The 24,349-nt window shown below is 70.4% G+C and carries 22 protein-coding genes and 1 pseudogene; 11 read left to right on the forward strand and 12 right to left on the reverse strand.

Going from position 1 to position 24,349, the window contains the following annotated elements; genetic code table 11:
* Positions 1 to 70: 70 nt before the first annotated feature.
* From BMZ18_RS11160 to BMZ18_RS11175, 4 genes are all read right to left on the reverse strand, one after another.
* Positions 71 to 805 carry an SDR family NAD(P)-dependent oxidoreductase gene (locus tag BMZ18_RS11160; RefSeq protein ID WP_068366206.1) on the reverse strand — a complete coding sequence of 245 codons (735 nt, stop codon included), beginning with the start codon at positions 803 to 805 and terminating at the stop codon, positions 71 to 73.
* Entirely contained in the window at positions 802 to 1,818 is a 1,017-nt protein-coding gene (locus BMZ18_RS11165) for a phosphotransferase family protein (RefSeq protein ID WP_068366210.1), read from the reverse strand. Before BMZ18_RS11165 ends, BMZ18_RS11160 begins: the two co-directional genes overlap by 4 nt.
* Positions 1,815 to 3,038, reverse strand: coding sequence for an acyl-CoA dehydrogenase family protein (locus tag BMZ18_RS11170; protein ID WP_068366212.1), 1,224 nt, complete (start codon positions 3,036 to 3,038; stop codon positions 1,815 to 1,817). The genes BMZ18_RS11165 and BMZ18_RS11170 overlap by 4 nt, the downstream gene beginning before the upstream one ends.
* Before the next feature lie 101 nt (positions 3,039 to 3,139).
* Positions 3,140 to 3,751 carry a TetR/AcrR family transcriptional regulator gene (locus BMZ18_RS11175; protein ID WP_068103102.1) on the reverse strand — a complete coding sequence of 204 codons (612 nt, stop codon included), beginning with the start codon at positions 3,749 to 3,751 and terminating at the stop codon, positions 3,140 to 3,142.
* A 164-nt stretch (positions 3,752 to 3,915) separates the two neighbouring features.
* Here BMZ18_RS11175 and BMZ18_RS11180 point away from each other — a divergent pair, with 164 nt between their 5' ends.
* The 6 genes from BMZ18_RS11180 to BMZ18_RS11205 all read left to right on the forward strand — a co-directional run bounded on the left by BMZ18_RS11180 (position 3,916) and on the right by BMZ18_RS11205 (position 9,948).
* The gene (locus tag BMZ18_RS11180; protein ID WP_068366215.1) at positions 3,916 to 5,520 is read left to right on the forward strand and encodes a class I adenylate-forming enzyme family protein; all 1,605 of its coding nucleotides are present in this window, start codon (positions 3,916 to 3,918) and stop codon (positions 5,518 to 5,520) included.
* Complete coding sequence (locus BMZ18_RS11185; protein WP_068103098.1) at positions 5,517 to 6,803, forward strand: MFS transporter; 1,287 nt, start codon at positions 5,517 to 5,519, stop codon at positions 6,801 to 6,803. Before BMZ18_RS11180 ends, BMZ18_RS11185 begins: the two co-directional genes overlap by 4 nt.
* Before the next feature lie 55 nt (positions 6,804 to 6,858).
* A complete protein-coding gene (locus tag BMZ18_RS11190; RefSeq protein ID WP_074922179.1) occupies positions 6,859 to 8,343 on the forward strand; it encodes a SulP family inorganic anion transporter in 1,485 nt (494 codons plus the stop codon).
* Positions 8,340 to 8,717: a MerR family transcriptional regulator gene (locus BMZ18_RS11195; RefSeq protein WP_068103086.1), complete on the forward strand. Its 378-nt coding sequence runs from the start codon at positions 8,340 to 8,342 to the stop codon at positions 8,715 to 8,717. Before BMZ18_RS11190 ends, BMZ18_RS11195 begins: the two co-directional genes overlap by 4 nt.
* 83 nt (positions 8,718 to 8,800) lie before the next feature.
* On the forward strand, positions 8,801 to 9,232 hold the full coding sequence (locus tag BMZ18_RS11200; protein ID WP_068366221.1) for a DUF6153 family protein: 432 nt from the start codon (positions 8,801 to 8,803) through the stop codon (positions 9,230 to 9,232).
* An 86-nt stretch (positions 9,233 to 9,318) separates the two neighbouring features.
* On the forward strand, positions 9,319 to 9,948 hold the full coding sequence (locus BMZ18_RS11205) for a DUF305 domain-containing protein (protein ID WP_068366224.1): 630 nt from the start codon (positions 9,319 to 9,321) through the stop codon (positions 9,946 to 9,948).
* Positions 9,949 to 10,057: 109 nt separating this feature from the next.
* On the opposite strand, the gene BMZ18_RS11210 is transcribed toward BMZ18_RS11205, so the two are convergent.
* On the reverse strand, positions 10,058 to 12,103 hold the full coding sequence (locus BMZ18_RS11210) for a heavy metal translocating P-type ATPase (RefSeq protein WP_082895268.1): 2,046 nt from the start codon (positions 12,101 to 12,103) through the stop codon (positions 10,058 to 10,060).
* Between the two features lie 152 nt (positions 12,104 to 12,255).
* Here BMZ18_RS11210 and BMZ18_RS11215 point away from each other — a divergent pair, with 152 nt between their 5' ends.
* Complete coding sequence (locus tag BMZ18_RS11215; protein WP_082895269.1) at positions 12,256 to 14,652, forward strand: HAD-IC family P-type ATPase; 2,397 nt, start codon at positions 12,256 to 12,258, stop codon at positions 14,650 to 14,652.
* Here the strand turns inward: BMZ18_RS11215 and BMZ18_RS11220 are convergent.
* From BMZ18_RS11220 to BMZ18_RS11245, 6 genes and pseudogenes are all read right to left on the reverse strand, one after another.
* Positions 14,618 to 14,749, reverse strand: a complete 132-nt coding sequence (locus tag BMZ18_RS11220) for a dodecin domain-containing protein (protein WP_139203929.1) — start codon at positions 14,747 to 14,749, stop codon at positions 14,618 to 14,620. The genes BMZ18_RS11215 and BMZ18_RS11220 overlap by 35 nt on opposite strands.
* A gap of 15 nt (positions 14,750 to 14,764) precedes the next feature.
* Positions 14,765 to 15,367, reverse strand: coding sequence for a pentapeptide repeat-containing protein (locus BMZ18_RS11225; RefSeq protein WP_068366227.1), 603 nt, complete (start codon positions 15,365 to 15,367; stop codon positions 14,765 to 14,767).
* Entirely contained in the window at positions 15,364 to 15,918 is a 555-nt protein-coding gene (locus tag BMZ18_RS11230) for an FAS1-like dehydratase domain-containing protein (protein ID WP_244516495.1), read from the reverse strand. The genes BMZ18_RS11225 and BMZ18_RS11230 overlap by 4 nt, the downstream gene beginning before the upstream one ends.
* A gap of 70 nt (positions 15,919 to 15,988) precedes the next feature.
* The gene (locus BMZ18_RS11235; protein ID WP_074922181.1) at positions 15,989 to 16,666 is read right to left on the reverse strand and encodes a hypothetical protein; all 678 of its coding nucleotides are present in this window, start codon (positions 16,664 to 16,666) and stop codon (positions 15,989 to 15,991) included.
* 48 nt (positions 16,667 to 16,714) lie between these two features.
* Positions 16,715 to 17,209 carry a VOC family protein gene (locus BMZ18_RS11240; protein WP_244516496.1) on the reverse strand — a complete coding sequence of 165 codons (495 nt, stop codon included), beginning with the start codon at positions 17,207 to 17,209 and terminating at the stop codon, positions 16,715 to 16,717.
* A gap of 81 nt (positions 17,210 to 17,290) precedes the next feature.
* A pseudogene (locus BMZ18_RS11245) lies at positions 17,291 to 17,882 on the reverse strand (TetR/AcrR family transcriptional regulator).
* A gap of 110 nt (positions 17,883 to 17,992) precedes the next feature.
* Between BMZ18_RS11245 and BMZ18_RS11250 the strand changes: the two are divergent.
* Positions 17,993 to 19,132: an acyl-CoA dehydrogenase family protein gene (locus BMZ18_RS11250; protein WP_068103064.1), complete on the forward strand. Its 1,140-nt coding sequence runs from the start codon at positions 17,993 to 17,995 to the stop codon at positions 19,130 to 19,132.
* Between the two features lie 24 nt (positions 19,133 to 19,156).
* On the forward strand, positions 19,157 to 19,789 hold the full coding sequence (locus tag BMZ18_RS11255) for a DUF2461 domain-containing protein (RefSeq protein ID WP_068365335.1): 633 nt from the start codon (positions 19,157 to 19,159) through the stop codon (positions 19,787 to 19,789).
* On the opposite strand, the gene BMZ18_RS11260 is transcribed toward BMZ18_RS11255, so the two are convergent.
* A complete protein-coding gene (locus BMZ18_RS11260; RefSeq protein WP_082895157.1) occupies positions 19,777 to 21,399 on the reverse strand; it encodes a PucR family transcriptional regulator in 1,623 nt (540 codons plus the stop codon). The genes BMZ18_RS11255 and BMZ18_RS11260 overlap by 13 nt on opposite strands.
* Before the next feature lie 136 nt (positions 21,400 to 21,535).
* Between BMZ18_RS11260 and pruA the strand changes: the two genes are divergently transcribed.
* Both pruA and BMZ18_RS11270 read left to right on the forward strand, forming a co-directional pair.
* Positions 21,536 to 23,176: an L-glutamate gamma-semialdehyde dehydrogenase gene (gene pruA / locus BMZ18_RS11265; RefSeq protein ID WP_068365338.1), complete on the forward strand. Its 1,641-nt coding sequence runs from the start codon at positions 21,536 to 21,538 to the stop codon at positions 23,174 to 23,176.
* Positions 23,176 to 24,120, forward strand: a complete 945-nt coding sequence (locus BMZ18_RS11270; RefSeq protein WP_068365341.1) for a proline dehydrogenase family protein — start codon at positions 23,176 to 23,178, stop codon at positions 24,118 to 24,120. The genes pruA and BMZ18_RS11270 overlap by 1 nt, the downstream gene beginning before the upstream one ends.
* Positions 24,121 to 24,349 lie beyond the last annotated feature (229 nt).

Here is a 24,349-nt window from a genome sequence, read left to right on the forward strand (position 1 = left end):
AGTACGCCGACTGGCTCACTCGGTTCGCCGAGACGGTGGAGCGCTCGAGCAAGGTGACGTAGGACGGCCGTCAGGCCCCGAGCCCTGCCCCGGCCCGCGTGACGACGATCCGCGAGACCACCGCACGCGGGGACATGCGGAGGACGCCGTCGACGAGTTCGACCAGGTCGTTCACCGCGATCATGGTGTCGGGCGGGATGCGGTCGGCGATCCAGGCACTCATGTCGGTGTCGACGTAGCCGGGGGCGATGGCGGTACCGGTGATGCCGGAGCCGCTCTCCTCGGCGTTGAGGGTGTCGATCAGCGACAGCAGCGCCGCCTTCGTGGCGCCGTACGCGGCGAGGCCGGCCTCGGGGTACACCCCGGCGAGCGAGGCCAGGGCGATCACCTTGGCGCCGCGGGCGGGGTCGGCCTCGGCTGCGCTGCGCAGCAACGGCATCGACGCCTGCAGGATGCGGAACGGGGCGCGCAGGTTCACGTCCACCGTCTTGTCGAACCGCGTCGTCGGGTAGGACTCGATCGGACCGGCGGTCCCGACACCCGCGTTCAGGACGAGCGCGTCCATGGTGGGGGAGAGGTGCGCGAACTCACGCACCAGAACGTCGGCGACGTCGGGATCGGCCATGTCGCAGGCCACCGTGCGGACGGCCGCGGCGCCGTCGCCACGAACCGTGTCCGCCGCCTCGTCGAGCGTGTCCTGGCGGCGCCCGGTGAGCAGGACCGACCAGCCCTGCGACGCCAGTCGGCGCGCGACGGCCAGACCGATACCCCGCGACCCACCGGTGACCAGCGCAGCGCGCGTCATCGCGACACCCCGGCCAGCGCCTGCAACCCCGCGGCCGCGAACTCCGCCGTGGCTTCGGCTGCGGCGGTGGCGGACTCGTCGGACCCTCCGTCGGCGAGCGAGCGGTGCGTGATGCCCTCGGCGATGACGGCGATCTTGAAGTTCGCCAGCGCCAGGTAGAACGGCCAGTCGCCGAGATCCCGACCGGAGACGGCGGCGTACTCCTCGGCGAGAGCGTCGGCCGAGGGATAACGCGGCGACGTCCATGCTGCGGCCGGGACACCGAGCACGGTGTCGAAGATCGGCCGACGGTACGCACAGAGAAGGGCGACGTCGGTGATCGGGTCACCGAGCGTGGACATCTCCCAATCGACCACCGCGGCAACGCGACCGGCGTCCGACGGGTCCAGAATGACGTTGTCGACGCGGAAGTCGCCGTGCACGATCGTGGCGTCGGACCGCGCCGGCACCGTCTCGGCCAGCACCGCCTGCAGTCGGTCGATGTCGGCGAGGTCGCGGGTCTTGACCCGCTGCCACTGCCGACCCCACGTGGCCACCTGGCGGGTGACGAACCCGTCGGGTTGGCCGAATTCGCTCAGTCCGATCGCTCGATGGTCGACGGCGTGGAGGGCGGCGAGAACGCGCACGAGTTCGGTGGCGTTGGCGGCGACCTCGGCGTCGGTGAGGTCGCCCAGATCGTCGGCCGTCCGCACCACGCGGCCGGGGACGAACTCGACGACGGTCATCGGCGCGCCGAGCACCCGGCCGTCCGGATCGAACGCGACGGCGCCCGCGACGGGGACGTCCGTCGACTGCAGCGCGCTGGTGACGGCCCACTCGCGGGCCATGTCGTGTGCCGACGGGGTGAGACCGCTGGTCGGCGGCCTTCGCACGATCCAGGACGAGCGGTCGTCGTCCACGCGAAAGGTGAGGTTGGACCGTCCGCCGCTGATGCGGTCGACGCGAAGCTCGCCCGCGACCGGAACACCGTTGTCGCGCAAAAAGGTCGCGAGTGCTCCGGTGTCGACGGTCACGACTGCACCGCGGGCGAGGCGGCCGCCGCGGCCCGACGCGCGGCCCCGACGGCGCGCTTGGCGATGGCCCAGCGGTGGACCTCGGACGGGCCGTCGTAGACCCGGAACGGGCGAACCTCGCGGGAGAGTCGGGCGAGGGGGAGATCGTCGGACACCCCCATGCCGCCGCACATCTGCATGCCACGGTCGACGATGCGGAACACGGCCTCGGCGGCGAAGGTCTTGGCGATCGAGGTCTCGTTGCTCGCCGGGTTGCCGCGGTCGAGTTCGAAGCAGGCCTGCGTGAGCAGCGCGCGGGTCGCGGCGATGTCGATCTCGTTGTCCGCGATCATCTTCTGCACCATGCCGAGATCACCGAGTCGCTGGCCGAAGCCCTCGCGTTCGGCGACACGGGCCACCGCGACGTCGTGCCCGCGGCGGGCGGCGCCGAGCCAGCGCATGACATGGGTCATGCGCGCGGGGCCGAGTCGGACCTGCGCGTAGGTGAACCCCTCGTCGACGGCGCCGAGGACGTTCTCCTCGGGCACGAAGACGCCGTCGAAGGTCACCTCGCAGTGTCCGCCGATCATGGCGCGGTCGAGAGTGCCGATGTGGCGGCCCACCGTGATGCCCGGGGTGTCGGCGGGGACGAGGAACATCGTGGCGCCGCCGCGGTCGCCGGGGGCGCCCGACGTGCGGGCCATGACGATGAAGAACGCCGCGCCGTCGGCGCCGGTGATGAACCACTTGCGGCCGTCCACGGTCCAGCCGCCGCCGGTGCGGGTGGCCACGGTGGTCAGGGCCGACGGGTCGGACCCGGCGCCGGGCGCGGGCTCGGTCATCGCGAAGGCCGAGCGCACCTCGCCGCGTGCCAGCGGAGCGAGGAACTGTTCCTTCTGCGGTCCCGACGCCACGTGGGCGAGGAGGTGGACGTTGCCCTCGTCGGGTGCGCCGATGCCGCAGGCGATCGGACCGAACAGCGAATATCCGGCTTCCTCGAACACGGGCGATCGGTCGCTCATCGACAGCCCGCCGCCGCCGTACTCGACGGGGGCGTGCGGGGCGAAGACGTTCGCTTCCCTTGCGGCGCTCTGCAGTTCGCGGCGCAGGTCGTCGCCGCCGGCTGCGGTGGCGTCGCCGAGGAACTTGTCCTCGATCGGCAGTACGTGCTCGCGGGTGAACGTCCGGGTGCGGTCGATCCAGCCGCGCACGTCGGGGTCGTAGGTCAGGTCGATCGCCACGGTGGGTCGCCTCTCGTCGCCGTTCAGGGTCCCGACCGATCACTCGCTCGGTGCCTTCGAGACTTGCAGACGCGGTGGGCCGGGTCAAGGCTCGGCGACGGTCAGGGCCGGGCCGTCGCCTGCACCGTCCCTCGGGCCAGCTCGGAGTAGACGTCGACCAGGGCGGCGGGGTCGAGGCGGCCGCCCGGGCGGTACCAGGTGGCCACGCCGACGCACATCGTCGTCACGGCGCGGCTGGCGTCCAGCGGATGGGCGGTGCCGAAGACGCCGGCATCGACACCGTCCAGCACGATGCGGTCGAGCATGCGCTGCTGGGCGTCGCGTTGGCCCACGTATGCCTCACGCTCGGCGGGGTCCAGGCTCCTGATCTCCGTCGAGCAGACGAACGCCACGTCGCGACGGTGGACGTGAAAAAGCAGGAGGGACTCGACGACGGCGTCGAATCGGTCCGCCGGTGCCGGGCCGGCCTCGCTCTCGGCACGGGACGACCGATCGAGCAATTCGGCCATGGCGCTCGACGTGATGCCGACGAGCATCGCCTGCTTCGAGGGGTAGTGGTGGTACAGGCCGGGGACGGAGAGGCCTGCGCGAGAAGCGATTTCCCGTACCGAGGTGCCGTGGTAGCCCTGGTCGACGAACGCGGAGAGGGCAGCGGTGAGCACCGGGGGAAACGCCTCGCCCTCGTAGGTGCGCCAGGACCCGTCGGCAGTCATGGCGTCGAGCGTAGAGGGGTCGTGGTCGGCGGGGTCCGCCGATCGGGCGGGTTGACACCCCGACGTGTGATCCGTGACACTCAGCATCCCGAGCGAGTGATCGGTCGGGATCGGACTGTCGTCAGGCATGTCCATCGTGGGCGAGGTGAAGGGTCGGTGCGCGGATGCGGACGAACGGGACGATGATCGACGCCTGGCGTCGACGTGTGGACGCGCATCCGGACGCCGCGGCGGTGGCCTGGTTCGACGCCGTGCTCACGGCGCGCGAGGTCGACGACCTCTCCGACGGCATCGCGGTGGCGCTGGCGGACCGCGCTGTCGTGCGTGGCGACCGGGTGGCCCTCCACCTGCAGAACGTGCCCCACTACGCGCTCCTGTTCCTTGCGATCTGGAAGCTCGGTGCCGCGGCCGTGCTGGTCAACCCGATGTACCGAGGACGCGAATTGCGGGTGCTGCTGGACGACGCCGAGCCGGTGCTGCTGGTGTGCGCCGATCACGACGCCGACGCCCTGCTCGCGGAGTGCCGAGACACGACCGTGCGAGGCGTCCTTACCGTAAACGCGCGGGACTTCCAGACGCGGGACGACGAGCGCGTGTTCACCACGCCGGCATCCGAGCCGCGCGGGGACGACCTGCTGACCGCCTCGGCGTCGGATCGGCCGAGCGGACCCGATCCGGCGCCGGAGGAGGTGGCCCTGCTCGCGTACACCTCCGGGACCACGGGACCGCCCAAGGGCGCCATGGTCTCTCACGCCAACCTGCTCGCGACGGCCACCGACTTCGGCGACCGTGCGCGGGTGCGGGACGGTGCGGTGGTCTTCGCCGCCGCGCCGCTGTTCCACATCACGGGTGCCGTCCTGAACGCGGCGGTCGCGCTGGTGCGAGACACGACGTTGGTGTTCGCGGGACGGTTCGATGCGGGCGTCACCCTCGACGCCCTGGTGGGGCACCGCGTGACGTACACGATCGGCTCGATCACCGTCTTCAACGCATTGTCGGCCCACCCGGACGCGACGCGGTCCCATTTCGCTTCTCTCGAGACGGTGTATTCGGGTGGTGCGCCCATCCCACCCGCGACGGTCGCCGCATTCGAGGAGCGGTTCGGTCACTACATCCACAACGCGTACGGCATGACCGAGACGACGGCCGGCGTGATCGCGGTACCGCCGGGGGAGCGCGCACCGGTGGATCCGGGCAGCGGCTCCCTCTCGGTCGGCAAGCCCCTGCCCCGAGCGCAGGTCCGCACGGTGGACGACTCCGGCAATCCGACCCTGCCCGGAGTTCCCGGCGAGCTGGAAGTCACTGGGCCGCAGGTGGTCTCGGGATACTGGAGGAAGCCCGACGCCACCGCGTCCGCGATGCCCGACGGGCGCATGCGCACGGGCGACGTCGCCGTGATCGACGCCGACGGGTGGGTCTACCTCGTGGACCGACTGAAGGACCAGATCAACGTGTCCGGCTACAAGGTGTGGCCGCGCGAGGTGGAGGACGTGCTCTACGAGCACCCCGCCGTGTTCGAGGCCGCGGTCGTCGGGCGACCCGACGACTACCAGGGCGAGTCCGTCGTCGCGTACGTCTCCCTCCGGGCCGACGTGGCCGCGACCGGCGACGAGTTGGTCGACTTCGCCCGGTCCCGACTCGCCGCGTACAAGCGCCCGCGCACCGTTCACGTCGTCACCGACCTCCCCAAGACCCTCACAGGCAAGATTCGCCGGGCCGCACTCGCGGACCGGGCCCTCCCCACCCGCACCGGAAGCGAGTCGTCATGACCGTCAGTTCCTCGGCGCCCCCGGCGCCCACTCTCGCCTCGCGCAAGAAGTCGTTGCTGGCCAGTGCCGTCGGCAACGTGCTCGAGTGGTACGAGTGGAGTGCCTACGCCGTGTTCGCTCCGTTCATCGCCGCGGCGATGTTCGACAAGGGCGATCCCGTCTCGGCGCTGCTGTCCACCCTCGCGGTGTTCGCCGTCGGGTTCCTCATGCGGCCGCTCGGCGGCATCGTCTTCGGGCGTATCGCGGACAAGCGTGGTCGAAAGTTCGTGCTGGTCACCACGATGCTGACCATGGCGGCGGGCAGTCTGCTCATCGGCATCATGCCCACCTACGCCGCGGTCGGCGCGTGGGCGTCGGTGCTGTTGTTGCTCGCCCGCGTGATGCAGGGCTTCGCCCACGGCGGCGAATCCGCGACGGCGTACTCGTACGTCGGGGAGATCGCGCCCGCGAACCGCCGTGGGATGTGGGGCAGTGTCGCCTTCATCGCGATCTTCGGCGGATCGGTGATCGCGTACTCGCTGGGCGGTGTCATCACCTCGACCCTGTCGGAATCGGCCGTCGGACAGTGGGGTTGGCGAATCCCGTTCCTGCTCGGCGCCGTTCTCGCGCTCGTCGCGCTGTACCTGCGACGCAGCATGGACGAGTCCGACGTGTTCCACGGCGAGCAGGCGGCCACCGAGGCGACGCCGATTCCGCGTCGGACCGTGGTGCGTGCCATCGTGCTCATGATCGGTATGACGTCGGGAATCACGGCGGCGCACTACACCTGGACCTCGTACGTCTCGACCTACGCCATCACGCAGAAGGGAATGAATCCCGACACGGCGTACTGGATGTTGGTGATCGCTCAGGTGATCGCGCTGATCTCGCTGCCGTTCTTCGGTCGCCTGTCGGACTCGATCGGGCGTCGACCGATGCTCGCCGCGTTCGCCGTCGGCATGTTCGCTCTGCAGGTGCCGCTGACGATGATGATCACCGACGACGGATGGACGCTGCTGCTCGCCACCACCGCCGCCTTGTTGGTGGTCGCCGCTCCCGCATCGATCCTCTCGTCCACTTTGTCGGAGAGCTTCCCCACCCGATTGCGTACGCAGGCCATCGGTTTCGCGTACTCGTTCTCCGTGGCCGTTTTCGGTGGCACGGCGCCGTACTTGAACCAGCTGTTGCTGAACCTCGACCTGGGCTGGGTCTTCGGCGTCTACATCATGGCGCTCGCCGCTCTGACCGGCGTGGCGGCGTGGTTCATGAAGGAGACCAAGGGGGTCGCGCTCGCCGACGTGTGAGGCCTCGGAGGTACGTGGTCAACTCTACCCTCACGTGAGGGTAGAGTTGTCCTACGTGCCTTCTTCCCCCACCGCCCCGGACGTGTCCGTCCTCGGCGCGCTCCGCTCCCCACGCCGCCTGAAGACCGAGGTCCTCGGCGGCCTTGTCGTCGCGCTCGCGCTGATCCCCGAGGCCATCTCGTTCTCGATCATCGCGGGCGTCGACCCGCGGGTCGGATTGTTCGCGTCGTTCACCATGGCGGTGACCATCGCGATCGTCGGTGGCCGACCGGCGATGATCTCCGCGGCCACGGGTGCGATCGCGCTGGTGGTGGCACCGCTGGCCCGGGAGTACGGGCTCGACTACCTGATCGCCGCGGTGATCCTGGGCGGTGTCCTGCAGATCGTGCTGAGCCTGCTCGGCGTCGCCAAGCTCATGCGCTTCGTGCCCCGCAGCGTGATGGTCGGCTTCGTCAACGCCCTCGCCGTTCTGATCTTCTCGGCGCAGGTTCCCTACCTGCTGGGCGTCCCGGCGCTCGTCTACCCGATGGTGGCCGTCGGCATCGCCGTGATCGTGTTGCTGCCCCGCCTGACGACGGCGGTACCCGGCCCGTTGGTCGCGATCGTCCTGCTCACGGTGGCCACCGTCGTCTTCGCCTGGCAGGTCCCGGACGTCGGCGACCAGGGCGAGTTGCCGACGTCGTTGCCCGCCTTCCTGATTCCCGACGTGCCGTTCACGACGGGAACACTGACGATCCTCGCGCCGTACGCGGTGGCGATCGCGCTGGTCGGTCTCCTCGAGTCGATGATGACGGCGACGCTGGTCGACGACATCACCGACACGCGCTCGGACAAGACGCGCGAAGGATGGGGGCAGGGCGTCGCCAACGTCGTCACCGGTTTCACCGGCGGCATGGGCGGTTGCGCGATGATCGGCCAGACCATGATCAACGTGAAGGTGTCCGGCGCACGGACCCGCATCTCGACCTTCCTCGCCGGGACGTTCCTGCTGATTCTCGTGGTCGGACTCGGCGACGTCGTGGCCGTCATCCCCATGGCGGCGCTGGTCGCGGTCATGGTGATGGTGTCGGTCGCGACGTTCGACTGGCACAGCATCCGTCCGTCGACCCTGCGCCGCATGCCGCGCAGCGAGACCGCGGTGATGCTGGTGACCGTCGGGGTCACCGTCGCCACCCACAATCTCGCGTACGGCGTGTTCGCGGGCGTCCTCACCGCCACGGTGCTCTTCGCCCGACGCGTCGCGCACCTCACCGAGATCACCGCGCAGGACGCCGCGGACGGCACCCGCGTCTATACCGTCACCGGCGATCTCTTCTTCGCGTCGAGCAACGATCTGGTGCACCGGTTCGACTACGCGAACGACCCGGCGGAGGTCGTCATCGACCTGTCCGCCTCGCACATCTGGGACGCCTCGACCGTCGCCGCGCTCGACGCCGTCGAGGCCAAGTACGCCCGACGCGGCACCACGGTGCGCATCGTCGGTGCGAACGCCGCCTCGGCCCATCGCCACGCGCGGCTCACGGGGACGATGGGCGGATGAGCGAGCACATGCAGATCGGGGAGGTGGCCCGACGCATCGAGCTGTCCGTCCGCACGGTGCGGCACTGGGACGAGGTGGGCCTGGTGACGCCGTCGGCGCGGTCGGCCGGCGGGTTCCGCCTCTACACCGACGACGACGTCGCCCGCCTGCTGCTCGTGCGCCGCATGAAGCCGCTCGAGTTCACCCTCGCCGAGATGGCCGAGGTCCTCGCGGCGTCCGACACGCTCACCGCCGGCACGGGGGACCTCGACGCAGCCGCGGCCGTCATCACCGCGTTCCGCGAGCGGGCCGACGAACGGTGCGCGACGCTGCGGAAGCGCCTCGCCTACGCCGAGGAATTCACCGAGCTGCTGGCGCGGCTCGAGTCGCGCTGACCGACACGGTCGACCTGCGGGAGGCTCGTGCGCGGACCCGCGGGCGCATACCCCGCAGGGGTATTCCTTGTTAGGATGGAGCGATGACGGCGACCGGTCGACGACTGCGCGGAACCATCCCGCTCGCAGTTCTGACCGTGCTCACGGTGCTGGGTGTGCTCTCGATGCATTCGGTTCCGATGTTTCCGTCCGCCTCGCATCAGGCGATGGCCGCGGCCACCGCATCGACGGTGGTCACCGGTTCGGACCATCACGGCGGCGAGGCGCACGACCCCGTCGTGTCGTCCTCGGTGGTCGTCGAACCCACGCCGTGTCCCGGTGGCCATCCGATGACGCATCCCTGCATGGCGACGCCGGTGTCCTGGTCCGCGATATCGATGCCCTCGGGTGTCGTCACCGCGTTGCCGGCGTCCGATTCCCTGTCCACGCGCATGGTTGCGGTGATGGGCCGGTCGGGTCGGGCACCGCCATGGGCGGTGTCCGCATTGGACGAATCGGTACTTCTTCGGGTGTGACAGGGAGACCGGAGCCGTCGTGCTCCGGCGGATCGCACGTCGATTCACCCTGTCTTGCTTCCACCTACACACCCAGGAGTACTGCAATGCACATCACCACCCGGACTGCCACCGTTCTCGCTGCCGCGGCGATGGGTGTCGCCCTCGTCGCCGGTTGTAGTGACGACAGTTCGTCGTCGTCGATGGAGGGCCACTCGATGGGCTCGGCCACGGCGATGGAGTCGGCACAGTCCGCGGATCCCGCCGCGAATTTCTCCGACGCCGACGTCATGTTCGCGACGATGATGTATCCGCACCATGCACAGGCCGTCGAGATGGCCGACATGGTCGAGGGCCGCACGACGAACCCGGACGTAATCGCTCTGGCCGGCGAAATCTCGGCTGCCCAGCAGCCGGAGATGGATCAGCTGGCGTCGTGGCTGTCGCAGTGGGGTCAGCCGGCGCCGTCGTCGGATGCAAGTTCGATGGAGGGTATGGACCACGGGTCGGGCAGCGGCATGATGACCGCCCAGGACATGGAGTCGTTGATGACCGCGTCGGGGCCGGACTTCGACCGGCAGTGGCTGACGATGATGATCGAACACCACCGGGGCGCGGTGACCATGGCGGAGAAGGAAATCGCGGACGGTGAGAACCCCGATGCGGTCGCGTTGGCGCGCACCATCGTCGAGACCCAGAACGAGGAAATCGCCCGTATGCAGCAACTGCTGGGCTGACACCTCCCGCAGCCGACAGTCATTCGAGCGACCCGATCGACACTGCCGCCCCGCACCGTTCGGTGCGGGGCGGCAGTGCTCGGTTGCGATGACGCCAGGGCGGCGCGGGTCAGGACTCGCGAGAGCGGCCGGGTCGCAGGTCGAGTCGGCGCAGCAGTTGGGCGTTGGCGGCGACGATGATCGTCGACAGCGACATCAGAATCGCTCCGACGGACATGGGGAGGACGAACCCGATCGGGGCGAGAACGCCGGCGGCGAGGGGCACCGAGATCAGGTTGTATCCCGCTGCCCACCATAGGTTCTGCTTCATCTTGCGATACGCCGCCCGGGAGAGGTCGACCACCGACAGCACCGACCGCGGGTCGTCACTGGCGAGGATGACGCCGGCGGACGCAATCGCCACATCGGTGCCCGCTCCGATCGCAATGCCCACGTCGGCGCGGGCCAGGGCGGGGGCGTCGTTGACGCCGTCGCCGACCATGGCGACCTTCCTGCCCTCATCCTGCAGGTCCGCTACTCGCTGGGCCTTGTCCTCGGGGCGCACCCCGGCGAAGTAGCGGTCGACGCCGAGCTCGGTCGCCACCGCCTTCGCGACTGCGTCGGCGTCGCCGGTGATCATCACCACCTGCACGGAGCGGGCGTGAAGATCGCCCACCGCGTCACGAGACTCGGGTCGGATTTCGTCGGCCAGCTTCAGCGCCCCGATGACCTCGCCGTCGGCGACGACGTGCAGGATGATCGCTCCCTCCCGGCGCCAGCCGTCGACGTCGAGCTCGGCGAGGCTTTCCTCCTCGAGCATGGCCGGACCGCCCACCCGGACAGGTACGCCGTCGACGTCGGCGGACACCCCGACTGCGGGCGACGACCGAAAGTCGGTGGCGGTGCGCGCGGTGAGGTGGCGGCGGTCGGCCGCGGCAACGATGGCGCGAGCCAACGGGTGTTCGGAGTCCGCTTCGGCCGCCGCGGCGAGCGTGAGCACGTCCTCCTCACCTCGACCGTCGGCGGCACGGACGGCGGTGACGGCGGGTTCGCCGCGGGTGAGGGTGCCGGTCTTGTCGAACAGGACCGTGTCGACGGTGCGCATCGACTCCAGTGCGAGGCGGTCCTTGATCAGGACACCTCCGCGTGCGGCGCGTTCGGTGGCGATGGAGACCACCAGGGGGATCGCGAGGCCGAGCGCGTGGGGGCAGGCGATGACCAGGACGGTGATCGTGCGGACGACCGCCTCGTCGGGGGACCCGAGCACTGTCCACGCCGCCGCAGTGAGGACGGCGGCGCCCAGGGCGAACCAGAACAACCATGCGGCGGCGATGTCGGCAACGCGTTGCGCCCGCGATGTCGAGTTCTGCGCGTCGCTGACCAGCCGCCGGATGCCGGCGAGGGTGGTGTCGTCACCGGTGGCCGACACCCGTATCCGCATACCCGAGTCGGTGGCGACGGTGCCGGCGACGACGGTGTCCCCGTCGCCGCGGCGGACTGTGCGTGATTCGCCGGTGATCATCGATTCGTCCATGCTCGCGGCACCTGCGACGATCACACCGTCGGCGGGAACACGGCCGCCGGGTCGCACGACCACTACGTCTCCCACCTGCAGCTGCGCCGGGTCCACGGTGACCACGTCGCCGTCGCTGTCGACCCGTTCGGCGGCGTCGGGGAGTAGCGCCGCCAGCGAGTCGAGGGCTGACGTCGTCTGCGCGAGAGACCGCATCTCGATCCAGTGGCCCAGCAACATGATCACGATCAGCAGAGCCAGCTCCCACCAGAAGTCGAGCTGGTGATCGAGGATGCCGACGCTGGCACCCAGTGAGGAGACGAAGGCGACCGTGATTGCCAACGCGATGAGCAGCATCATCCCCGGAGTGCGGCCGCGGATTTCGCCGAGTGCCCCGGTGAGGAACGGCGAACCACCCCACACGAACATCACCGTTCCGAGAACGGGGGAGATCCATCCGATCCACGAGTCCGCCGGGAGGGGGTAGCCGACGATCATCGCGAACATGTCCGACGCAGCGATCACCGGAACGGCCAGCACCGCCATGACCCAGAACAGCCTGCGGAACCGACCGACGTGGTCCCCGTGCCCGCTGTGCATGTCGTGGTGGCCGTGCTCCCGGGGCGCGTCCGCCCGCGTCGCGGTCGATGTCTGGTCGGTCATCGTGGTCCTCGTGTCGAGTAGGTGCGCTGCCACTCTTGTATACCCCGTAGGGGTATGCAACGAACACGCAACGCCCAGAACCGAGCGTGCACGGACATGGGTACTCGGGCCGCGAGGCAAAATCGGGTTCGACGACGATTTAGGCTCGTCGGGTGCGCACGGGTGATCTGGAGACGACGACCGGACTGACCGACGCGCAGGCCGACGCCCTGCGCGCCGAGGGCAAGTCGAACGACGTCCCGGCCCGCGCGAGTCGGTCGACACTGGACATCGTGCGCGGCAACGTCTTCACCCGCATCAACGCGATCCTCACCGTGCTGCTGATCATCGTGTTGTCCACGGGGTCGATCGTCGACGCGATGTTCGGCCTGCTCATCGTGGCCAACAGCGGGATCGGCATCGTGCAGGAGATCCGCGCGAAGCGCACGCTCGACGCGCTGGCCATCGTCGGCCAGAGCCGCCCGATGGTGCGCCGCGGCGGCGTCGCGCGCGAGATCGCGCCGAACGAGGTGGTGCTGGGCGACATCGTCGAGCTCGGCCCCGGCGATCAGATCGTGGTCGACGGCGAGGTGGTCGAGTCCGACTCGCTGGACGTCGACGAATCCTTGCTCACCGGTGAGTCCGACTCGATGGCCAAGACGCCGGGCACGCAGGTCTTCTCCGGTACCTACGTGGTGGCCGGCAGCGGCGCCTACCGGGTGACGAAGGTGGGCCGGGAGGCCTACGCGGCCAAGCTCGCCGAGGAGGCGGGCAAGTTCACGCTCGTCCATTCCGAACTGCGGTCCGGTATCGACCGCATCCTCACCTTCGTCACGTGGGTGATGATCCCGGCCGGCGTCCTCATCGTCTACAACCAGCTGTTCTCCTCGGGCCAGTCGATCAGGCCGGCGCTGAACGGCATGGTCGCGGCGCTCGTGCCGATGGTGCCCGAGGGGCTGGTGCTGCTGACCTCGCTGGCGTTCGCGGTGGGTGTCGTGCGACTGGGCAAGCGGCAGTGCCTGGTTCAGGAACTGCCCGCGGTCGAAGGACTGGCGCGCATCGACGTTGTGTGTGCGGACAAGACCGGCACGCTCACCGAGAACGCGATGGTGCTGGCGGAACTGCGCCCGGTGGGGGACTCCGACGTGGACACGGTGCGCCGAGCTCTCACCGCCGTGGCCGCCGACGATCCCCGCCCCAACGCCAGCGTGCTCGCCGTCGCCGCCGCCCTGTCGGATCCCCCGGCGTGGGAGAAATCGGGCACGGCGCCCTTCTCGTCCGAGAAGAAGTGGAGCGGCGTGTCGTTCGCCGGCCACGGCCACTGGATTCTCGGCGCCCCCGACATGCTCCTGCCCGTCGACGACGAGACCGCCCGTGCGGCAGCCGACCTCGCGGCGTCGGGACTACGGGTGCTGGTGTTCGCGGAGTCGGACGTCCCGGTCGACGACGCCGCGGCGCCCGGACGGATCACGCCGCGCGCCCTGGTGGTGCTCGAGCAGAAGATCCGTCACGACGCCGCGGAGACGTTGGCGTACTTCGCCGGCCAGCACGTGGATCTCAAGATCATCTCCGGTGACAACGCGGCCTCCGTGGGCGCCGTGGCGAGCGGACTCGACGTCCCGGGTGCGGCGTCCCCCGTCGACGCGCGCACGCTGCCGGCGGCCGGATCGGACGCCCTGGCCGACACCCTCGACACGCACGCGGTGTTCGGCCGAGTGAAGCCGGAACAGAAGCGGGACATGGTGACCGCGCTGCAGAGCCGCGGCCACACCGTCGCCATGACCGGGGACGGCGTCAACGACGTGCTGGCTCTCAAGTCCGCCGACATCGGTGTCGCGATGGGCGCGGGCAGCCCGGCCGCACGGTCCGTCGCGCAGATCGTGTTGCTGGACAACGCCTTCTCTACCCTGCCGCACGTCGTCGCCGAGGGACGACGGGTCATCGGCAACATCGAGCGCGTCTCGACGCTGTTCCTCACCAAGACCGTGTACTCGGTCCTGCTGGCGATCCTGGTCGGGGCGTCGGGAGTGCTCTCCCAGGTCGCGGCGATCGAACCGCTGCCGTACCCGTTCCTGCCGCGCCACGTCACGATCGCGGCGTGGTTCACCATCGGCATCCCGGCTTTCCTGCTGTCCCTGGCGCCCAACAACGAGCGTGCGCGATCCGGGTTCGTCGGACGCGTTCTGCGCAAGGCGGTTCCGGCCGGCGTGGTGGTAGGCGCGGCGACGTTCACCACCTACCTGGCGACGTACGAGGGGCCGAACGCATCGACGGACCAAGTGGTGCAGTCGAGCACGTCGGCCCTCATCACCCTGATCGTCGTGGCGATGTGGGTGCTGATGACGGTGGCCCGGCCGCTCGAATGGTGGAAGGTGATCCTGCTGGTGGGATCGGTGCTCGGCTACGTCGTGCTGTTCACCGTTCCGGTGCTCGGCCGGTTCTTCCAACTGGATCCGACCAACCTGCCCTACACGGGGATCGCCTTCGCCTCGGCGGCCGTGGGCATCGTGGTGCTCGAGGTGATCAGGCTGGTGATCAGGCCTCGAGCTCGACACCGACCTCGAGAGTGACTCGGAAGTGCGCGACGGCCGTGCGGATGGCGTCGTCGACGCCCTCGGTGGACGTGCCGACGATCTCGGTGACGCGATGGACGAGGGTTCGGCGCACCCGGCGCGACAGTCGTCAGTCCACCAACAGGCCGTGTGCCTGCGCGTAGGACAGCGCCTGCGCCGGGTCGACCGTGGCGCCGGCGATCTCGGCGCCGGTCCACAGGCTCGGATCGACGACGGCGCCGCGCAGATCCGCGCCGACGAGCCGGATTCCGGTGGTGCGGGCCCCGCCCAGGTCGGCGCCGCGCAGCGTTGCGCCGCGCAGATCCGTCCGCGCCAGATCGGCATCGCGGAACCGACACCCGTCGAGGGTGCTGTCCCGCAGATCGACGCCGGCCAGCGATGCGAGCGTGAAATCGACGGCCTCGAACCTCGCGGGCCGCAGGCTCGCCTCGCTCAGCGACGACCCCAGCAGGCTGACGCCGCGGAATTCCGCGTGCCAGAGCCGGGCGCGCCGGAACTCGCAGTTGCGGAACGCCGACCCGGCATGGACGGACTCGGAGAGCAAGGCGCCGGTGAAATCGCAGCCGTCGAACACGACCGCCTCGGTGATCAGCCCGGTCAGGTCCGCATCGACGAAGGAACACGACGTGAAGGTGCGACCACGCCACTGCGTTCCCGGGTCGACGCCGTGGAATTGCTCGCCGTCGACGACGGTGCTGTCGTCGCCGGTCACGTCCTGCTCGGAACCGGCCTCGCGGTCGGACCCACTCGGGGCACACCCGCGGGCAGCACGGCATCGACCAGGGCCACCGCCGCGGGATCGACCTCGGCGTCGGTCTTGGTGATGAACGTCGTGGTGCTGGTGACGACGTCCTCGCCGTCGGCGGTGACGTGGTTCTCCACCACCATGATGTCGGCGCCGGCCGCCTGACGGATCGACTGCAACGTCAGTGCCGACACCAGCCGATCACCCGGTACCGGCGGGCGGTGGATGACGAACTTCTGCTCCGTCTGCAGCACCGCGGTGATCTCGTACTCGACCAGAATGTAGGAGAACAGGTAGTCCAACGCGACGGAGCCGACGACGCTGACGAAGGTGGCCGGCGCCACGAGGCCTCCGTAGCCGAGCTCGGCGGCGGCGTCCTCCCGGTGGTGCGCCGGGTGATCGTTCTGCAGCGCTCGGCTGAGTTCGCGGATCTTCTCGCGGCCGACCTCGTAGTAGTCGGGCATCACGTAGACCTGGCCGACCAGCTGGAGCGTGCGGTCGAAACGCTGATCGTTCACAGGGGACCTTTCGCGGGACTGTGAGACGAGCCTATCGAGCCCGTCTGTCACTGTCCCGCCCCCCGCCCTGTCACTCTCCCACCCCCCGCCCGAGTCTGCTGTCCCGGTACGCCCGCACCCGCAGCTCGCGCAGCCACTCCGGGCTCGGCCGCACCGCTCGCGGGGTGTTGACGATCGGGTCGAACGACGGATCCACCCCGTCCTCCTTCTCGGCACGATCGAGGATCACCTCGGCCAGCGGCTCCCGCGGCCCCGTCCCCGCCGCCTGCTCGAGCACCACCGTGATCGGCCCCGTCGCCAGTCCCGCTGCCGCCTCCGCCGGGTCGAGTGTGTCCGGCCCGCCCGCGAACCGTGCCGACACCCACCAGTGCCGCCCCCCATGCGCCAGCGGCATGAGCGAGGAGAACGACGCCGACGCGAACGACGCCGCCGGCAAGGGCAGACTGCGCGTGACGACGTCCCGGCCGGCCCCGGCGAGCAGGACGTCCCAGGACCCGGTGTCCGATCCGGCCGCCGGAATCCGCATCGCGAACCCCGGCACGTCGGGAATCGGCGACGGCAACCCGATCGCCCGCGACAGCCGGACCAGCACGTCGTCGTCCTCGAGGGGAAGGCCGCGGCCGACCGGCGCGGTCCGGACGAGCCGGCCGTGCAGGACCGCGCCGTCCGGGTGGAACAGCTTGGCGCGACGGAGCGCCGAGCCGACACCGAACGGAATCGCGAGTAGACGAGCCGGGAGGGAGGTCACGACGACCGAGTTCCCGGCCCGGCCGAACGGAAACGACCGGCCGAGGAATCAGCCGGCGTACGCCGCCTCGAGGTCGGCGACGACGATCTTGCGCATCTGCAGCATCGCCTGCACGACGCGGCCGGACTTCTCCGGATCGGGGTCGCTCATCAGTTCCATCAGCCGGGTCGGCACGATCTGCCAGGACAGACCGAAACGGTCCTTGCACCACGCGCACTGCGACTCGGCACCGCCGTCGGCCGTGAGGGCATCCCAGTAGCGGTCCACCTCGTCCTGATCGGCGCAGCTCACCGCCAGCGAGACGGCCTCGGTGAACTGGAAGTGCGGTCCGCCGTTGAGCCCGGTGAACCGCTGGCCGAACAACTCGAAGTCGACGGTCATGGCGCTCCCGGCCTTTCCGGGCCCGCCCTCGCCGTACCGGCTGACGTTCAGGATCGACCCGCCGAACAGATCGACGTAGAAGCGGGCGGCCTCCTCGGCCTGGTCGTCGAACCACAAAGTGGGAACGATCTTCTGGGCGGTGGTGGAGTCGATCGTGGGCACAGCGGGCTCCTGTCTCGGCCGGGGCCAGGACGCCCCGCAGCGGTGAGTATCACCGGTGTCGACCGGAGTGGAGACGGAAAGTCATCGCGTGACGGCGCGGGTGAGCAGGTCGGCGAGTTCTCGATAGGCGGTGGCGTCGTCCAAGCCGGTACGACGGGCGAGGGCGCGGGTCTGAATGGACACCATCACCGACGCGGCGACGTCGGCGACGAAGGTCGCGTGGACGTCGCGGACGTCCCCGGCCCGCGCGCCGTCGTCGACGATGGCGGCGGACGCGGTCGGCGGCCGCCGCGGTATTGCGCTCGTAGACCGAGCGGGTGGGCTCGAACGCCGCGAGATCGCTCACGAAGGACTCCGAGGCCGGCGCGAGGGCCTCGCCGACGGCGCCGAGGTAGGCGGCCAGGCGCCGAGCCGTCACGCGCTCACCGCCGGCGTCGGACGCGGCGCGATCCGCCGCGTCGACCGCGTCGGTGGCGGCGCGGAAGAAGTGCCGGACCGCGGCGACGACCAACTCGTCCTTGCTGGGCGCCAGCGTGTAGAGCGTGGACTTGGAGCAGTGCAGCCGCCCGGCGATCTCGTCGAGGGTGAAGTGCGCGAACCCGTCCGCGAGGAAGAGGGCGACGACGGCGTCGAACAGCTCGGCCCGCCGGGCGGTCGCATGAGCGCTGGTCACGGACGCCGATGGTACTGGAGCGCGCTCTGCAGTACTGTCGGCAGTACTGAGGCGAGCGCGTCAGTACTGCTCGCACTGATCAGCCCCGCATCGCCCTGAAAGGACCGACCATGGCCGTCGACCGCCTGCTGCCCACCGACGAGGCGCGTGAGCTGATCCAGCTGACCCGCGACATCGCGGACAAGGCGCTGGATCCGATCGTCGACGAGCACGAGAAGGCCGAGACCTATCCCGACGGGCTTTTCGCGACCCTCGGCGAGGCCGGGCTGCTGTCCCTGCCGTACCCGGAGGAGTGGGGTGGCGGCGGGCAGCCGTACGAGGTCTACCTGCAGGTGCTCGAGGAACTCGCCGCTCGGTGGGCCGCGGTGGCCGTCGCGGTGAGCGTGCACGGACTGTCCTGCCACCCTCTGTTCACCTTCGGCACCGACGAGCAGAAGCAGCGGTGGCTGCCGGAGATGCTGGGCGGCAGCACGATCGGGGCGTACAGCCTGTCCGAGCCCCAGGCCGGCAGTGACGCCGCCGCGCTCGCCTGCAAGGCCGTGTCCGGACCGGACGGGTACACGATCACCGGGTCCAAGGCGTGGATCACGCACGGCGGCATCGCCGACTTCTACACCCTCTTCGCCCGGACCGGGGAGGGGTCGAAGGGCATTTCCTGTTTCCTCGTGCCGGGGGACACGCCGGGTCTGAGTTTCGGTGCGCCCGAGGAGAAGATGGGCCTGCACGCCGTCCCCACCGCGGCGGCCCACTACGACGGCGCCCGGGTGGATCGCGACCGGCTGGTCGGGTCGGAGGGGCAGGGCCTGGCCATCGCCTTCAGTGCTCTCGACGCCGGCCGCCTGGGCATCGCCGCCGTCGCGGTCGGCATCGCGCAGGCCGCCCTCGACGACGCGGTGCGGTACGCCACCGAGCGAGAGACGTTCGGCCGCAGAATCATCGACCACCAGGGCCTGGGCTTCGTGCTCGCCGACATGGCGGCGGCGGTCGACTCCGCCCGCGCGACGTACCTCGACGCCGCGCGGCGCCGCGACGCGGGCCTGCCGTACTCCCGTCAGGCGTCCGTCGCCAAGCTGGTGGCGACCGACGCCGCCATGAAGGTCACCACCGACGCGGTCCAGGTGCACGGTGGCTACGGCTACACCCGCGATTTCCGGGTCGAGCGGTACATGCGGGAAGCGAAGATCACCCAGATCTTCGAGGGCACGAATCAGATCCAGCGGCTGGTCATCTCGCGGTCCCTCGCGACGTAGGGCCGGACCGTAGGCTCGTCGGTCATGGGCACACCGACGTTCGGCGGCATCCCCGAGGCGGCTCTGGACTTCTACGAGGACCTCGAGGCGGACAACAGCAAGACGTTCTGGGCCGAGCACAAGCACGTCTACGACGAGGCGGTGCGGGCACCCGTGGCCGCGCTCGCGGAGGCGCTCGCGGAGTTCGGTCCCGCCAAGATCTTCCGGCCGCACCGCGACGTCCGTTTCTCGAAGGACAAGACGCCGTACAAGACCCACCAGGGCGCCTTCGCGGCGGTCGGTCCGTCGGCCGGGTGGTACGTGCAGGTCGACGCGTCGGGACTCATGGTGGCCGGCGGCTTCTACGCGGCGACGCCCGAGTCGATCGCGCAGTACCGAGCGACGGTCGACGACGACGTCCGCGGCGCGGAACTGGTGCGCATCGTGACCGACCTCGAACGCGCCGGCTACGAGCGGGGCGGGGATCGGCTCAAGACGTCGCCCCGCGGTGTCGCGCCGACGCACCCACGGATCGACCTGCTCCGTCACCGCACGCTGACCGTGAGTCGGCAGTTCGGGTGTCCGCCCTGGCTGTCCACGCCGGCCTGCGCCGAGCACGTGGCGGCTGCGTGGCGCGAGATGGCGCCGCTGGTGGAGTGGTGCCGTCAGGTCCTGTAATCACCCAGCGCCAGCTGAATGCCGGTGAGCAGGCGGGTGTCCGGATCGGTCAGGTCGAGTCCGCTCAGCGCATGCGCGCGACGGAGCCGGTACCGCAACGTGTTCGGATGGACGTGGACCGCCGCCGCGGCGCGGCGCACGTCGTCGGGATTCCGGAGGTACGCCGCGACGCTCGCGCACAGTTCCGACGACGTCCGACGGTCGTAGTCGACCAGCACGTCCAACCGAGGGTCGCGCAGCGTCGGGTGCGCGGCGACCACCCGCGCGATCTCGGCCAGCAGCACGGGGGTACGCGACGACGCGAGCGTGGTGACGCGGGCGACCGGATCGGCGCCGCCGCTCGTGCCGTCGAGCACCCGGTCCACCTCGCCGCGGGCCGCCGCGACCTCCGCCAGCCCGTCCACGGGCACGGCGACCGCGGCGCGGAGTCGCACCGGTGATCGCGCGTCCAGTCGCTCCAACACGCGCCCCGTCCATGCGGTGACGGTCTCGGCGGTGCTCTCGGCGGTGTGCATGCGGGGGAGCAGGACGTAGATGCGGTCGGCCGACGCCGTCACCAACGAGGACCGGTGGAAGGCGCTGGCGTGCAGGCGAACGGACGACGCGAGCCGGGCGATGCCCGCGGTCTCGGCGGCGGCGCCGGGCCCTGTCGACGTCAGCCCGATCACCGCGGCGGGTCCGCCGTCGGGCAGCGAGAGTGCGGCGGCCAGCGACGGTACGTCCACGCCGCCGCCGCGCAGGCCCAGCAGGCGGTGGATCTGCATCGCCTCGGTGGTCGGGGCAGCACGTCGACGAGCGATGAGGCGTGCGGCGACCGCCGCCGCACCCCGCACCGCCGGACCGGCGTCGTCGGTCAACGGTCGGCGTCCCTCCTGCACCCACAGGGTGCCCACCAGGGTCGCGCCCGTCGTGCCCGGTTCCGTTCCGCCGGAACGTATTCCGGCGACCAGTCGTCGCTCGATCCCGAGGTCGGGGTGGCTAGGCACGTCGACCACGTCGTCGGACCGGCGGACCGCGTCGTACACACCCCACGATTCGAGTCGACGGAGGTACTCCGCCGGGCCCTCTCGGCCGAGAATGGACAGCCGCCGCAGCTCGTCGGCCTGATCGTCGGTCGCGGAGTACGCGAGCACGTGGGCGTGCTCGTCCTCGATGCTGACCAACCCGTGCGTGTGGGCGGCGACGGTGCGCGCCAACTCGTACAGGTCGGTGTCGGCTCCGGAGGCCATAGTGCGGGCATCCTCGGACCGGTCGTCGGGGGCGTGGTCGAGCAGACCTCGGATCATCGCCAGCACGCGGTCCCAGCGTGAGCCCGGGTGCACCGCGAGCAGGGCGGTGCCGGCATCCCGCGCGGCCTGCTCGAGCGTTGGCGACACGGCCTTGGTGAGGACGGCGACGGGGGCGGGGCGTACGCGGGCCAGCCAGGCGCCGGCGTCGTCCGCGGCAACGCCGGCCAGGAGGTGGAGGTCGGCGGCGGCGGCATCTCCGGCGAGATCATCGGCGTCCGCCAGGGTCACGACGGCGATCCGGGCGTGCCGATGCGGCGACGGGACGACGACGTCCGCGAAGACGTGCACCGTCCGCAGGAGTTCGTCGAGGGTCACGGCCATGGATCGACGGTACTCGTCGACATCCGTCCGATCGGACAAGTCATCGGCGTGAAGTTCGTTCTATCGGCCGAATACGGCGGTGGTTGGTCTGCGATGAAGTGGAACGCGTCATACCCCCGAGCCCTGGAGGCCCACCGTGGACGCCGTCACCGCCGTTCCCGCCCCGACCAACGAGCCGGTGCACACCTACGCACCCGGTTCGCCGGAACGCGACCGGCTCGTCGACCGGCTCGCACACCTGTCCGCGAACCGCACCGAGATCAAGCAGGTCGTCGGGGGAGTGCATTCCGACGGCGGCGGTGAGCGCACCGACGTGGTGCAACCGCACCGCCACGCCGCCGTGCTCGGCACGTTCGCCCACTCCACTCGGGAGGACGTCGCGCGGGCGATCGACGCGGCCGCCGCAGCCGCCCCGGTGTGGCGCGACCTGTCCTTCGACGATCGCGCCGCCGTGTTCCTGCGTGCCGCGGACCTGCTCGCCGGGCCGTGGCGGGAGACGATCGCCGCCGCCACGATGCTCGGGCAGTCGAAGAGCGCGTACCAGGCCGAGATCGATTCGCCCTGCGAGCTGATCGACTTCTGGCGCTTCAACGTGTCCTTCGCCCGGCAGATCCTCACCGACCAGCCCGTGTCGAGCCCCGGCGTGTGGAACCGCGTCGAGTACCGGCCGCTCGAGGGATTCGTCTACGCGATCACGCCGTTCAACTTCACCGCGATCGCCGGCAACCTGCCCACCGCGCCCGCTCTCATGGGCAACACCGTGCTGTGGAAGCCGTCGCCCACGCAGTCGGTGGCCGCCTACCTGACGCTGCAGTTGCTCGAAGCCGCCGGGCTTCCGCCGGGGGTGATCAACCTGGTGCACGGCGACGGCCCCACCGTCTCCGAGGTCGCCCTGAACGACCGTCGACTCGCGGGGATCCACTTCACCGGATCCACGGCCACTTTCCAGCACCTGTGGCGCACGGTCGGCGAGAACATCGCCCGCTACGACAGCTACCCGCGCTTGGTCGGGGAGACCGGCGGCAAGGACTTCGTCGTCGCCCACGCCTCCGCCGATCCCGACGTCCTCACCACCGCGTTGATCCGCGGGGCCTTCGACTACCAGGGGCAGAAGTGCTCGGCCGCCTCGCGCGCGTTCGTACCGGCCTCGGTGTGGAAGGTCATGGGCGACCGGCTGATCGAGACCGCGTCCTCGCTGCGCTACGGCGACGTCGCCGACCTGTCGAACTTCGGCGGCGCCGTGATCGACCGGAAGGCGTTCGCGCGCAACGCCGCCGCCCTCGAGCGGGCCAAGCAGGTGCCCGGTCTGACCGTCGCCGCCGGCGGCGCGTGTGACGACAGCGAAGGATTCTTCGTCGACCCCACGGTGCTGCTCGGCGACGACCCCACCGACGAGGCCTTCTCCACCGAGTACTTCGGCCCCATCCTCGCCGTCCACGTCTACGACGACGCGAAGCCCGACGCCTTCGCCGACATCCTGCGCGCCGTCGACGGCGGGTCACGCTACGCCCTGACCGGATCGGTGATCGCGACCGACCGCACGGCCGTCGAGAAGGCCACGCACGCGCTGCGTTTCGCCGCCGGCAACTTCTACGTCAACGACAAGCCCACGGGCGCCGTCGTCGGGCAACAGCCGTTCGGCGGCGCTCGCGCCTCCGGCACCAACGACAAGGCGGGATCCCCGCAGAACCTCCTGCGCTGGGCATCGGCCCGCACGCTCAAGGAGACGTTCGTCCCGCCGACCGACCACACCTACCCCCACCAGGGAGTCCAGTGATGACCACGCATCCGTTGCGCCCGGTCCTGCTCGCGGCCGGCCGCTCACCCCGCCTCGAGCGCGTCGTCTCCACCTCGCGGTTGACCCGCCCGGTGGTCGACCGCTTCGTGCCCGGCAGCACCGAGACCGAGGTCCTGACCGCGGTCCGCGACCTGGTGGACTCCGGCCGGTACGTCAGCGTCGACCACCTCGGCGAGGACACCACGGACGCCGCCGCGGCCACCGCCACCGTCGAGGCCTACCTCTCGCTCCTGCAGGCGTTCGCGGGACTGCCCGTGACGTCGTCGGCGCCGATCCGGCCTCTCGAGGTCTCGCTGAAACTGTCCGCACTGGGCCGCTCGCTGCCCGGCGACGGGCACGCGGTCGCCCTGGCCAACGCCCAGAAGATCTGTGCCGCCGCCGATGCCGCGGGCGTGTGGGTCACGGTCGACGCCGAGGACCACACCACCACCGACGGCGCCCTCGCGATCGTGCAGGAACTGCGCCGCGACTTCCCGAGCCTCGGCGTGGTGGTGCAGGCGTACCTGCGCCGCACCGAACAGGACTGCCGCGACCTCGCGGGACCAGGCTCCCGCGTGCGGCTCTGCAAGGGCGCGTACCGCGAACCGGCCTCGGTCGCGTTCCAGTCCACCGACGAGGTCGACGCGTCCTACGAACGGTGCCTGCGCATCCTGGCAGAGGGGGAGGGCTACCCCATGGTGGCCACCCACGACCCACGCATGATCGACGCCGCCGCCCGCACGGGACGCTCGGCCGACCGGATGGAATATCAGATGCTCTACGGCATTCGGGACGCCGAACAACGACGACTCGTGGAGGTGGGCAACCACGTCCGCGTGTACGTGCCCTTCGGCACGCAGTGGTACGGCTACTTCATGCGGCGCCTCGCCGAGCGTCCGGCCAACCTCACGTTCTTCCTGCGGTCACTCCTCACCCGCAGCTAGGCCCGGCGTCCGGTCTGCCCGTGTCGCCCGCCCCGCCCGCCCGTCGAAGGTGCCGTCCGTACACGTCTCCCCGAGCGGCGGGGAGAACACGGTGTCACCACACGTCCGACAGTGATGGGTGCGATGGTGACCGATGCCGCACCCGCAGGCCCGGGCGCCCACCAGCACCGAACGGGCCTGCAGCACATGGCCGTTGGCGCAGGTGTGCGGCGCTTCCTCGTGCCAGTTG

Origin of the sequence: Rhodococcoides kroppenstedtii, from assembly GCF_900111805.1 — a bacterium.
Taxonomy (GTDB): Bacteria; Actinomycetota; Actinomycetes; order Mycobacteriales; family Mycobacteriaceae; genus Rhodococcoides; species Rhodococcoides kroppenstedtii.

Excerpts from the sequence above, each read along its gene's own strand:
- BMZ18_RS11160 (WP_068366206.1), bottom strand. The coding sequence starts at position 805 with ATGACGCGCGCTGCGCTGGTCACCGGTGGGTCGCGGGGTATCGGTCTG.
- BMZ18_RS11175 (WP_068103102.1), bottom strand. The coding sequence starts at position 3,751 with ATGACTGCCGACGGGTCCTGGCGCACCTACGAGGGCGAGGCGTTTCCC.
- BMZ18_RS11180 (WP_068366215.1), top strand. The coding sequence starts at position 3,916 with ATGCGGACGAACGGGACGATGATCGACGCCTGGCGTCGACGTGTGGAC.
- BMZ18_RS11185 (WP_068103098.1), top strand. The coding sequence starts at position 5,517 with ATGACCGTCAGTTCCTCGGCGCCCCCGGCGCCCACTCTCGCCTCGCGC.
- BMZ18_RS11195 (WP_068103086.1), top strand. The coding sequence starts at position 8,340 with ATGAGCGAGCACATGCAGATCGGGGAGGTGGCCCGACGCATCGAGCTG.
- BMZ18_RS11200 (WP_068366221.1), top strand. The coding sequence starts at position 8,801 with ATGACGGCGACCGGTCGACGACTGCGCGGAACCATCCCGCTCGCAGTT.
- BMZ18_RS11205 (WP_068366224.1), top strand. The coding sequence starts at position 9,319 with ATGCACATCACCACCCGGACTGCCACCGTTCTCGCTGCCGCGGCGATG.
- BMZ18_RS11210 (WP_082895268.1), bottom strand. The coding sequence starts at position 12,103 with ATGACCGACCAGACATCGACCGCGACGCGGGCGGACGCGCCCCGGGAG.
- BMZ18_RS11250 (WP_068103064.1), top strand. The coding sequence starts at position 17,993 with ATGGCCGTCGACCGCCTGCTGCCCACCGACGAGGCGCGTGAGCTGATC.
- BMZ18_RS11255 (WP_068365335.1), top strand. The coding sequence starts at position 19,157 with ATGGGCACACCGACGTTCGGCGGCATCCCCGAGGCGGCTCTGGACTTC.
- BMZ18_RS11260 (WP_082895157.1), bottom strand. The coding sequence starts at position 21,399 with ATGGCCGTGACCCTCGACGAACTCCTGCGGACGGTGCACGTCTTCGCG.
- BMZ18_RS11270 (WP_068365341.1), top strand. The coding sequence starts at position 23,176 with ATGACCACGCATCCGTTGCGCCCGGTCCTGCTCGCGGCCGGCCGCTCA.